Origin of the sequence: Flavobacterium jejuense (assembly GCF_006491595.2) — a bacterium.
In the GTDB taxonomy this organism is placed as follows: Bacteria; Bacteroidota; Bacteroidia; order Flavobacteriales; family Flavobacteriaceae; genus Flavobacterium; species Flavobacterium jejuense.
In genome coordinates this window covers 473406-485392 of record NZ_VEVQ02000001.1, presented here as the reverse complement: position 1 = coordinate 485392, position 11987 = coordinate 473406, and the positions used below count along the sequence as shown (strand labels likewise).

General features: G+C 29.9%; 11 protein-coding genes. 9 read left to right on the top strand and 2 right to left on the bottom strand.

Features of this window, described 5'->3' with window-relative positions; genetic code table 11:
• Positions 1-12 precede the first annotated feature (12 nt).
• Positions 13-759, top strand: coding sequence for a DJ-1/PfpI family protein (locus FIA58_RS02280; protein ID WP_140959605.1), 747 nt, complete (start codon positions 13-15; stop codon positions 757-759).
• 273 nt (positions 760-1032) lie between these two features.
• Here FIA58_RS02280 and FIA58_RS02275 read toward each other — a convergent pair whose 3' ends face one another.
• The gene (locus FIA58_RS02275) at positions 1033-2121 is read right to left on the bottom strand and encodes a DUF2911 domain-containing protein (protein WP_140959603.1); all 1089 of its coding nucleotides are present in this window, start codon (positions 2119-2121) and stop codon (positions 1033-1035) included.
• Between the two features lie 701 nt (positions 2122-2822).
• On the opposite strand from FIA58_RS02275, the gene FIA58_RS02270 reads away from it, so the two are divergent.
• The 4 genes from FIA58_RS02270 to FIA58_RS02255 all read left to right on the top strand — a co-directional run bounded on the left by FIA58_RS02270 (position 2823) and on the right by FIA58_RS02255 (position 5336).
• Positions 2823-3026, top strand: coding sequence for a hypothetical protein (locus FIA58_RS02270; RefSeq protein ID WP_140959601.1), 204 nt, complete (start codon positions 2823-2825; stop codon positions 3024-3026).
• Between the two features lie 268 nt (positions 3027-3294).
• The gene (gene bla / locus FIA58_RS02265) at positions 3295-4065 is read left to right on the top strand and encodes a subclass B1 metallo-beta-lactamase (protein WP_317167860.1); all 771 of its coding nucleotides are present in this window, start codon (positions 3295-3297) and stop codon (positions 4063-4065) included.
• A 94-nt stretch (positions 4066-4159) separates the two neighbouring features.
• Positions 4160-4750, top strand: coding sequence for a hypothetical protein (locus tag FIA58_RS02260; RefSeq protein ID WP_140959597.1), 591 nt, complete (start codon positions 4160-4162; stop codon positions 4748-4750).
• Positions 4751-4898: 148 nt separating this feature from the next.
• On the top strand, positions 4899-5336 hold the full coding sequence (locus FIA58_RS02255) for an MBOAT family O-acyltransferase (protein WP_140959595.1): 438 nt from the start codon (positions 4899-4901) through the stop codon (positions 5334-5336).
• A 97-nt stretch (positions 5337-5433) separates the two neighbouring features.
• On the opposite strand, the gene FIA58_RS02250 is transcribed toward FIA58_RS02255, so the two are convergent.
• Entirely contained in the window at positions 5434-5808 is a 375-nt protein-coding gene (locus tag FIA58_RS02250; protein WP_140959593.1) for a winged helix-turn-helix transcriptional regulator, read from the bottom strand.
• Between the two features lie 147 nt (positions 5809-5955).
• On the opposite strand from FIA58_RS02250, the gene FIA58_RS02245 reads away from it, so the two are divergent.
• The 4 genes from FIA58_RS02245 to FIA58_RS02230 all read left to right on the top strand — a co-directional run bounded on the left by FIA58_RS02245 (position 5956) and on the right by FIA58_RS02230 (position 11986).
• On the top strand, positions 5956-6825 hold the full coding sequence (locus FIA58_RS02245) for an SDR family oxidoreductase (protein ID WP_140959591.1): 870 nt from the start codon (positions 5956-5958) through the stop codon (positions 6823-6825).
• Between the two features lie 235 nt (positions 6826-7060).
• Complete coding sequence (locus tag FIA58_RS02240) at positions 7061-7639, top strand: superoxide dismutase family protein (protein ID WP_140959589.1); 579 nt, start codon at positions 7061-7063, stop codon at positions 7637-7639.
• Positions 7640-7826: 187 nt separating this feature from the next.
• Positions 7827-8894 (top strand): efflux RND transporter periplasmic adaptor subunit, encoded by a 1068-nt coding sequence (locus FIA58_RS02235; RefSeq protein ID WP_140959587.1) that lies wholly within the window; start codon positions 7827-7829, stop codon positions 8892-8894.
• 2 nt (positions 8895-8896) lie between these two features.
• On the top strand, positions 8897-11986 hold the full coding sequence (locus FIA58_RS02230) for an efflux RND transporter permease subunit (RefSeq protein WP_140959585.1): 3090 nt from the start codon (positions 8897-8899) through the stop codon (positions 11984-11986).
• Position 11987: the final 1 nt, after the last annotated feature.

The following is an 11987-nucleotide window of genomic DNA, read 5'->3' as shown; positions in this document are numbered from 1 at the left end:
AGACTCATTAAAATGAAAAATACTATAATGATCTCCGTTATTTCAGTTGTCCTAATTTTCTATAGTTGCAATTCGGATAAAAAGAAAGTCTCAACTGAACTACAAAACGAAACTATTTCTGACACATTAACCAAACACTTAAGAGTTTTCAACAAAGATTTACCAACAATTGGGCTTCTAATGTACAATGGAGTTCTACAAAGCGAAGTAGTTGCTACCTCTGATGTCTTTGCTAAGTTAACAGAAGATGGAAAACAATTATTCAATGTAATTACTATTGCTGAAACAGAAAATCCAATTGTTACAGAAGAAGGAATGAAATTTGTACCGGATTATACTTTTGACAATTGTCCAAAATTAGAGGTTCTTTTTGTGCCTAGTGCTTATGATATGTATGCACAAGTTCATAATGCTAAAATTATAGAATTCATCAAAGAAAAAAATAAAGAAACAAAATACACAGTAAGCAATTGTGCAGGTGCACAACTAATTGGCCAATCTAGCATTGCGGACGGACATAAAATAGTAACTTGGATTGGTGGTGGAACCCAACTTCAAAAAGACTATCCTAATTTAAAAGTGCAAAATGATAGTCTAGTCACTTATGTAGAAGATGGTAAATTTTTATCATCAAATGGTAATTTGGCTAGCTATATTTCCGCTTTAGAATTATTGGAAAAAATGACTACTGTAGCACACAGAAAGTTTGTAGAATCGTATTTATATTTGGACCAACTTAAAAGCTGGAAAAAAGAATAGACTTTCTACCAAAATGAATAAAAAAACTCTTAAAAAAGAACCTCACACTTTTCAGAATACATAATAAAAAGAAATAATCAACAGTTTCATGACCTTTTAAATTTACTGAAGATGCAAAAATCATTTAATCTCAATTGAATTATTTTCTGATCAACTTTTGTATGCTTTAAACTTATCATTAAATGAACTTGGAAACAAAACAATGTTAACTATATATAAAAATAATTAATATTAAAAGCAAGACCACAAAGTTGGTAGATATTAATAAAGGCTCTATAAAGCTCCTAATTCTTTTAATAGTTTTTCTGAATTAGCTTTTACATTTGCTGAAGGATTAAGTGATAATGCTTTCTTGAGATATTTAATTGCTTTTTTATTGTCACCTATTGTTTTATAAGCTTCTCCTAGACTATCATAACAGTTAGGATTTTTTGGATTATTAGTCACATTCAACTTAAAGTATTTTATAGCTCTTTCATTATCTTTAGCTGTAAGCATCTGATAACCAATCGTATTTAATTGATTCACATTAGCCATACTAGCTGCTTCATCCATTATTATTTTATATTCATCATTTTTACCAAGTTTTTTTAATATTTGTCCTTTAATTGATAAATTATTAAATGTTTTTTGACTAAAAAATTGGCCTGAAATAGCAGCATTAATCCATACTAAAGCTTCTTTAAGATCTCCTCCATTATTTAAAGCAAAACTGGCAGCTTGTTCCCAACTTTGACGCTGAAAGCCAGTTTGTCCTTTTAATTTAGTTCTGATATCATTTAGTACAATTTTTGAGACGTCAAAAGAAATAGTAAATGGAAATCCTTTTTTTTCCCAAATTAATGAAGCTGTTGCAGTATTTGGTGTTACAGTATTAAACTCATATGTTAATAACTCATGATAAGGTACAGTAATAGTAGTTATATCAACTCTTAAAGCATCATTGTTTTCATCATAAAAATAACTTCCCCATACATCTGAATCATTTGAAAGGATTAGAGTAGCTAAATTGTTTGGCTTAACTTCAAAATGTAAACCATAAGTACCTGCTTTTATTGGCTTCCCTTCTACTTTTGCATCATGTGAAAATGAAATGGTTGTATTTTCATTAGCTCCAGCTCTCCATGGTGAGACTGTTGCAGTACCAAATCCAAGATTATTCATCCCATAAGGTACTAGTTTACCCCAAATTTCACGACCATTAACACTAGGTCTAGAATAAGTAATTGTAATATCTGATATGCCAACACGTTGTGTAACCACTGCTTTTTGACTACCTTGTGGAGTATTTAACTGTGCAAATGTACTGAAACTAAAAATTAGCATCATAAACACGAATGATTTAGTAAATTTATTTTTCATTTTATAAATTTTAATTAAGAAGCAATTTAAAAACAAAAAAAAATATTTCTGTTATCGTTTTGTTAAAAATAATTTAGATTCGCCATAACAAAAGAAAAATAGACCCAATCTAATGCTCCTTTGAAACGAGTACTGACTTACAAGCTTGACTTTAAACGGACAATTAAACACTTTATAATTTCAAAAAAACAATATATAAGATACTACTATATTGTTCAGTTCTTCAAATTCCAAAGCTTTTAACTCTAAAATTTAAGGAATTAAATCCCTATTTTTACATCTCGTTCTAGCTTCCAAAAATTTCATGAGGAGTTTTGTATTTGTTAACTTTTGTTATAAATTTACAGAACTAACACAATTGCATAACATTGTCAATAATGTAAAAAACAAAATTTGATTGAAAATTTTAGAAATATTAAATATTTAAAATTTGGAAATAAAAGACAAAGACTTGCCTTTTGAGAAGTTGGACAAATTCTATTAAAAAAATAAAAACTTGTCTTGAAAACAATTCAGAATTTTTATACGATATCGAGTTTTATAACAGATCCGACAGAGAAATTTTTGAACTAGTTTGAAAATCTAATCAATTAGAAGATGAATTTAAAAGAAAACAGGAATACCTACCAATTTTAGACAATATAATCTGGTCTAATTGTGCTTTATCAATAGATGAAACAACTGACGCCTATTTAATAACTATGACAAAAGACAAAGAAAATATAAAATTTATATGGGAAGGCTGGAGAAGTCCTTGTCCTGTTAATAAAATAGGAAAATTATTTTCCATAACTGTTGAAAAAAAATTTGTAATTGACACTATTGAAAAATGTTTAATAGAAATAGAAAGAGGTTTTAATCTAAATTTTATAGATGCTAAAGTAAATGCAATTAGAGTTTATTAAACAATAAAAATCTGAAATAGGCATCTGACGTTTGTTATTAAGACAGAAATTCAGCTTCATCTAATAGTTAAAAATAAGTAATGAGTTTACTTTGAATTCTTTTATTGCTTTTTATATCTTTGATTAAACAAAGTGTAGCTCATGTTTGGACTACAAAACGAAAGTTAGAAAACCAATAAGAATACAAACTAGAATGAAACAAATTAGCATATATTTGCAGAAATGTAAAAAAAACTCAACATCTTTATTGAAAAGCAAAAAAACGGTACTGAGAAGTCCTATAAAACTAATATCTTTTAGTTTAACCCTACTTTTTTTAATCAGTTGTAACGCTACTAAAAAACTTTCGCTTTCGGAATCTAAAACATCATATCAAACAGAGAACATAACCATTATACAAATCTCTCAAAATGTTTACCAACATATTTCTTATTTAAACACAACTGATTTTGGTAAAGTTGCTTGTAATGGAATGGTTATAAAATCATCAAATGAAGCCATCGTTTTTGATACAGCAGTTGACGATAAAAGTTCTGAAGAACTTATAAACTGGATAAACAAAACTCTAAATTGCAAAATTAAAGCCATGATTCCTACACATTTTCACGACGATTGTTTAGGAGGTATAAAAGCATTTAACAGACATGAAATTCCTACCTATGCCTTTTATAAAACAGTTCAATTTGCAAAAAAAAAAAACATAGATCTTTCAAGAAACAGTTTCCAAAATGAGCTTGAACTCAAAGTAGGTAATGAAAATGTAATTATCCAGTTTTTTGGAGAAGGACATACAAAAGACAACGTCATTGGTTATTTTCCCAAAGAAAAAATACTCTTTGGAGGTTGTATGATTAAAGAAATAAATGGAGGAAAAGGAAACCTTTCAGATGCTAATGTCAAAGATTGGTCAGCAACAGTTACGAAAGTAAAAGAAGCTTTTCCTAATATTAAAATTGTAATTCCTGGACACGGAGAATTTGGAAACATAGCATTACTAGACTACACAATTGCACTTTTTAAGCCAGAATCAGAAGAATGATAATAAAGACAAATAAATAGTTTAGTTTTGCTGAAAATTATCCTTAATTTATTTTTGAATAATAATTATATCTCATTTAAATACAACTGTACTCATGAAAAAATGCAACTTATTTATAGTACTTTTAATTGCAGTTTTAGCAATATCATGTTCATCAGATAATGACAATACTATAGATATCCAATCAAATACTGGAGAATTGATTGTTAACGGACAAACTTATTCCTTAACTAAAGGGTTTCTCATTCCTAATTATACAGGTACTGATCCTAATTATGATCAAAGAAGATTCTATTTTATCTTAACCAATGGAGATGTTACTTTAAATAATAATGAATTTGTTTATTCAAACAATATCACCCAATTAATTGATTTTAATATGTACACTTCCGTGCAAAACCTAGGAGCTATTGAAAACACTACTTATCCTGTGCGTGATTATACTGACTTTAATTTTAATTCTGATATTGCTTATATAGATCATTCAGGAGTTAATACGAATGTAATCATTCAAAATAATCAATATGTTTCATCTGACGAAGTAAGTACAAATGATTTAACTGGTCAAGCAACAATGGTACAAAACAATGGAATTTATACTATTACATTTTCCTATTCAAACGCGCAATATAGTATATCTGGAAATTATACAGGAACTTTAACAGATCTAAATTTTCAGTACTAATAACAAGTTTCTTAACAAACTACCAATTAAGGTAAGAGTTTTAAGAAACTTGACCAATACAAAACTTCTGTTAGAGTTTTTTCTGAAATGAAACTGTGCAAAATAGAGTAAGTAAGCTTCTACTAAAAAATAAAAAAAGTATTTAAAAATGAACATCACACTATCACAATATATAATAAAAAGAAATGGTGTGCCAATAGGAAGCTCTAAATCCTTAAGAAATAACCTTTATCGTTCTTTAGGTGCTAAAAATTTTTCTACTTTTTGGAAATATTGGAATCCTATTTTTGGGTATTATTTGGGTAAATTCATTTTCAAACCCTTAAAAAAAAGTTTTTCCGTTTCCATTTCCTTAATTTTTACATTTGTTTTTTGTGGTTTCATTCATGATATTGTTACTACAATTGTTCGCGGAAAAACAAACTTCTTTTTCACCACTTGGTTTTTTATTATGAGCTTAATCGTTTTATTAAGTAAAATGTTAAAACATGATTTCTCAAAACAAAACTGGATCATCAGAGCCTGTATTAACTTATTACTTATTAGTGGTTCTTTTGTACTAACAAACCATATTTTGAATATATAAGTAAAAAACCAAACTCTGCATTGACCTAAGAATCGAACTATTACCTTTTAAAAGAAACACATCCTCTGTTTTTGTAAAATATAATAAATTATACAGTCTACTTAGCGAACTTTTCTCTTGAGTTCTTAATAGTTTCCATATTAGTATTAGCCCATTTTGATAGCTCATTAATAAATGGAACCAATGATTTTCCTAAATCTGTAATTTCATATTCTACTTTTGGCGGTACTTGTGGGAATACTGTACGTGTAACCAATCCGTCAGCTTCTAACGATCGTAAAGTTACAGTTAACATTTTTTGAGAAATATCTGTACCTACTTTTTTATTAATTTCATTAAATCTTAATTTTTCATTTTCACCTAAAATCAGAAGAATTAAAATTGACCATTTATCACCAAAACGATCTAATACAGTTCTAATTGGACAATTATCATAATCAATTTCAATTTTATCAAATATTTTTTCTCCCATAACAAATTGATTTACAACATTAATAACCAAAAAGTAAGCTAATCACAAATTGGTGCCTTATTGTTTCTTTATGCAAACTTTTAGATATTTGCTCTACAAAAGTAAGTAATAAACTTATATATAGTAACTAATTAATTTAAAAAAATTATGAGTAATATATTAATAACAGGAGCAACTGGTCATTTAGGTTCAATTGTAATTGAACATGCTTTAAACAAAATTCCAGCAAGTCAGATTTCAGTTTTAGTAAGAGACAAAGAAAAAGCACAATTATTTAAGGAAAAAGGACTGCAAATTAAAATAGGAAATTATCACGATATTGATTCCTTAGATAAAGCTATGAAAGGAATTGACAAACTTTTATTAATCTCTTCTAGCGACTTTAATAATCGAATAGGACAACATAAAAATGTCATTGATGCTGCAAAAAAAAATAATGTAAAACATATTCTTTACACTGGTGTAACTATTAAAGATATTACTAATTCACCTATAAAACCATTACTAGAAGATCATTTTCAAACCGAAGAATATATTAAATCAAATGGTTTTTTATATACTTTCTTACAAAACAACTTATATTCAGATGTAATTCCAATGTTTATTGGTGAAAATGTTTTTGAAACGGGAATCTATTTTCCCGCTGATGAGGGAAAAGTTGCTTTTGCAAACCGCAAAGATTTAGGAGAAGCAATTGCAAAAATAGCAACTGGTGAAGAATATGAAAATAAAGTATATAATTTAACTTCAAAAAACACACATTCATTTAAAGAAATAGCAACTATACTATCTTCTTTGTCAAATACTAATGTATCATATACAAGCCCAGATCCCAAAGAATATGAAAAAATGCTTACACAAATTGGACTTCCAGAAGGAATTATTCTAATGTCTACTTTGTTTGCAGCCGCTATTAAAAATGATGATTTCAATATTACTGGAAGTACTTTAGAAGAAATACTTGGCCATGATGAAATTGATTTCAAAAGTTTTCTTAAAGAAACCTACCATTTTTGATAAAAAATAACGCTTATAGAAAAGTCCTCCAATGAGAGGACTTTTCTATTGTATATCTCGTCCTAAAATACCTTAAACCTTTTTCTATAAAATTAAGATAGAATCCATTGAAAAACTAAATGAAGTTTACAGAATTATAATTACTCCATAAATGGAGATTGTGTAACACATGACTGTTCTTAAAATAGTAATTTTACAACAAGAAAAAATGATTACAAACTTTAAAACAATAGATATGAAAAAATACTTAAGTATAGGACTAATTTGTTTAGCAATAGTAAGTTGTAAAGACAACAAAGTAAAGGAAAAAGATACAGAACCAGTAACAAACATTGTAACGGATACCATTTCAAAATCAATAACAGCAACAGCTATTATTTCAGCGAAGAGCAATAGTGCAGTCTCAGGTACAGTCACATTCACTGAAAATGAAGGAATGGTTTCTATGGTGGCAACTTTGTCAGGTTTAGCACCAGGAAAACATGCTATACATATTCATGAAAAAGGTGATTGTAGTGCAAATGATGGTTCTTCAGCAGGAGGACATTGGAATCCAACAAATGAAGATCATGGCATATGGGGAACAACTCCTTTTCACAAAGGAGATATCGGAAACATAGAAATAGACGCACAAGGTATTGGAACAATAAGTAGAGATACTGATTTGTGGTGCATTGATTGTGCTGATACAGATAAAAACATCGTTGGAAAAGCGATTATTATACATGAAGGAATTGATGATTTCTCCTCTCAACCAAGTGGAGCTGCAGGAAAAAGAGCGGGTTGTGGAGAAATTGTATTAGAACAAAAATAACTCTACAAGTATCCTAACTCTAAATAAAACATATTTTTAACTTCTTAATGCTCAAAAAAGATATACTATAAAACAATTAAGTTCATATTTGTTTTATTTGTACATACAATTGTTAAATAAATTATAAGTAATTGGCTTTCTAAAATTGGAACAATTAGTTTTGTTAACATAATTTTATAGTCACCAAATGAAACTTAGAACACTACTTTTAACACTTATTATCATCCTTTTTGTAGGCTTTATTGGTTACCGTATGAAAACCAATGCTGACAAAGCTTCAACTAATACCAGTAAACCTAATGGTGATAAAAAGCCGAGTATTCATGTAAATGGTTTAGTAGTTTCCGAAGAAAAATTTTCCAACATCATTTCTGTTTCAGGTTCAATAGATGCTAACGAGCAAGTAGCTATAAGAAGTGAAGTTTCAGGAATAGTAGAAAATATTTATTTCAAAGAAGGATCAAATGTGAATAAAGGTCAAATCCTTTTTAAGGTAAATGATATCGAGTTAAGAGCGCAATTAGCACAAGCAATTACTCGTAAAAACTTAGCAGGTGAAAACGAAAGAAGAGCCAAATTGTTATTGGAAAAAGAAGCCATCAGTCAAGAAGAATATGACATTGCTAGCGCAGAATATAGAAGTTTACAATCACAAACCCAGTTAATTCAGGCACAAATCGCTAAAACAGCTATCAAAGCTCCTTTTTCAGGAAAAATAGGATTACGCAATATTTCTCCAGGAACGTACCTCACTCCTACTACTGTGGTAACAAATTTAGTTAGTGCTAGTGAAGTAAAAATCACCTTTTCTATTCCAGAAAAGTATGCCAGTGAAATAAAAATCAATAATGAAATCGAGTTTACTGTTTCAGGTTCTAAAGAAATTTTAAAAGCTAAAGTTTATGCTATGGAACCAAGTGTTGATATTACAACTAGAACACTTTTAGTTCGTGCTAAAGCCAATAATCAAGAAGGAAAATTATTTCCTGGAACATATGCCAATGTAAAATTACCATTAAACGCAATTGAAAAAGCAATTTTAATCCCTACTGAAGCCATTATTCCTATTCAAAATGGTAAAAAAGTATTTGTTGTTACTAATGGTAAAGCTAAGGAAGTACAAATACAAACTGGAACTAGAACGGAAGAATCTATTTTAATTACTGAAGGTTTAAAAGCTGGAGATACCGTTATTATAAGTGGTATTATGAGTTTAAAACCTGACACTACGGTACAAGTAACCCTTAAAAAATAAGTATGAGTTTATCTACATTAAGTATAAAAAGACCAGTACTTACTATTGTACTAAATTTAGCCATTATTTTATTTGGGTTTATTGGATATAAATTTTTAGGTGTTAGAGAATATCCTTCAATTGATCCTGCACAAATTTCCATTCGTACCAATTATACAGGAGCCAATGCAGATATCATTGAATCTCAAATTACAGAACCCTTAGAAAAAGCCATCAATTCGATTGATGGTATTCGAAATATAACTTCTTCCAGTAATCAAGGAAGAAGTTCAATAACAATTGAATTTAACCTTAAAAAAGATTTAGAAGAAGCTGCAAATGATGTTCGAGATAAAGTATCACAAGCTATTCGAAGTTTACCCGAAGATATTGATTCCCAACCGATAGTCTCTAAAGCTGATGCAGATAGTGAGGCTATTATTTCCATGTCTGTTCAAAGTGAAACTAGAAATGCTCTAGAACTAAGTGATTATGCTGAAAATGTCATCGGACAACGATTGGAAACTATTCCAGGTGTGAGTGGAATTCAAATTTGGGGTGATAAAAAATATGCGATGCGTTTGTGGATTGATCCCTACAAGTTAGCCTCATACGGACTAACAGTAGCTGACGTTAGAAAAGCCTTAAACGATCAAAATGTAGAATTACCCTCGGGAAAAATTACTGGTAACAATACTGAATTAACTGTAAAAACTGTTGGTAACCTAACTTCATCTGAAGAGTTTAATAATATCATTATCAAAGCAGATGGTGATAAAGTCATTCGTTTGAGTGATATTGGTTCCGCCACTTTAGGCCCTGAAAATATTGAAACCCAATTGACACAATCTGGTAAACCCATGGTGGCTGTAGCTATCGTTCCTTTACCTGGAGCCAATTATATAGATATTTCAGATGAATTCTATAAAGAATATGAAAAATTAAAAAGGGACTTACCAAAGGATATCGAATTAAACATTGCTATTGATTCCACTGTTTTTGTAAAACGTTCGGTAACAGAAGTAGTTGAAACATTGATGATTTCGATTATACTTGTAATTCTAATTATTTATTTGTTTTTCAGAAATTGGGCCATAGCATTTAGACCTTTAATTGACATTCCTGTATCGTTAATCGCAACTTTCTTTATCATGTGGTTATTTGGATTTTCCATCAATGTACTAACCTTATTAGCTATTGTTTTAGCCACAGGATTAGTAGTAGATGATGGAATTGTAGTGACCGAAAATATCTTTAAAAAAGTAGAAGAAGGCATGTCTCCTATAGAAGCAGCCATAAAAGGTTCCAATGAGATCTTTTTTGCTGTTATTTCCATTTCAATAACTTTGGCTGCTGTATTTCTACCTGTAATTTTCTTAGAAGGTTTTGTGGGAAGATTATTCAGAGAATTTGGTGTCGTCATAGGTGCAGCAGTTTTAGTTTCTGCTTTTGTATCCTTGACGTTAACTCCTATGTTAAATGCTTATTTAATGAAAGGAGGCGAACAAAAAAGAACTAAATTCTATGAATTGACCGAACCTTATTTTGTAAAATTAAACAAAGGATATGCAAGTTATTTAGAACGTTTTGTAAAACACAAATGGGTTAGTTTTGCTATAATCACAGCTTGTTTTGGTTTAATCTATTTATTTTTTAGTATCCTCCAAAAGGAAACAGCTCCATTAGATGACCGAAGTGGTTTTGTAATGAGAATGTCTACTCCAGAAGGAGCGACTTACGAATACACAGATCGATTCATGCAAGAAATGTCGCAATTAGTTGACGATTCTATTCCTGGAAAGCGAGTTAGTTTAGTGATTTCGTCACCTGGTTTTGGTGGTGGAGGTGCTGTAAATAGTGGTTTCATTAGAATTTCTTTAAAAGATCCTAGTGAAAGAAAAAAATCTCAAATGGAAATTGCTGATGATGTTTCCAAATGGACCAAACGTTATCCAGATATTAAAACATCTGTAATTCAACAGCCTACTATTTCAGTGAGTCGTAGAGGTGGTTTGCCAATTCAATATATTATTCAAGCACAGAATTTCGAAAAATTACAAGAAAAAATTCCTGCTTTCATGGAAGAAGCTACTAAAGATCCTACTTTTTCGATGGTTGATGTCAATTTAAAATTCAATAAACCTGAAATTAACGTTACAATTGATAGAGAAAAAGCTAAGAGCTTAGGTATTTCAGTAATTGATATTGCCCAAACTTTGCAATTGTCATTAAGCGGACAACGTTTTGGTTATTTTACTAAGAATGGAAAACAATACCAAGTAATTGGTCAGTTTATACAACAAGACAGAGCTACTCCTTTAGATTTAACTTCTATTTTCATAAGAAATGATAAAGGAGATTTAATCCAAATGGATAATGTGGTAACAGTGGATGAACAAAGTAATCCTCCACAGTTGTATCATAATAACAGATACATGTCGGCAACCGTAAATGCTGGTTTAGCTCCTGGAAAAAGTATTAATGATGGTATTGAAGCTATGGATGCGATAAAAGCAAAAGTATTAGATGATACCTTTACTACTGATTTAGGAGGAGAATCTAGAGATTTTGTGGAAAGTAGTTCCAATACTTCATTTGCCTTTGGATTGGCTTTATTATTGATTTATTTAATTTTATCCGCTCAATTTGAAAGTTTTATTGATCCATTTATTATCATTTTAACGGTTCCGATGGCAATTGCTGGAGCATTGTTTTCCTTATGGTTATTTGATCAAACTTGGAATATTTTTAGTCAGATTGGAACTATTATGCTGATTGGTTTGGTAACCAAAAACGGTATTCTAATTGTAGAATTTGCTAATCAATTACGTGAACAAGGAAAGTCAAAGTATGATGCCATAATAGAAGCCTCTGAATCGCGTTTGCGACCTATTTTAATGACCAGTTTAGCTATTGCTTTAGGTGCTTTGCCAATTGCCATGTCACTAGGAGCAGCTTCTGCTAGTAGAATGGGAATGGGTGTTGTAATTGTAGGAGGAACATTATTTTCCTTAATTCTAACTCTTTTTGTGATACCAACCATCTATTTATTATGGTCGAGACAAAAGAAACACCGACCAGAATTTGATAATTTAGACGCTTTAGAAAGATAAT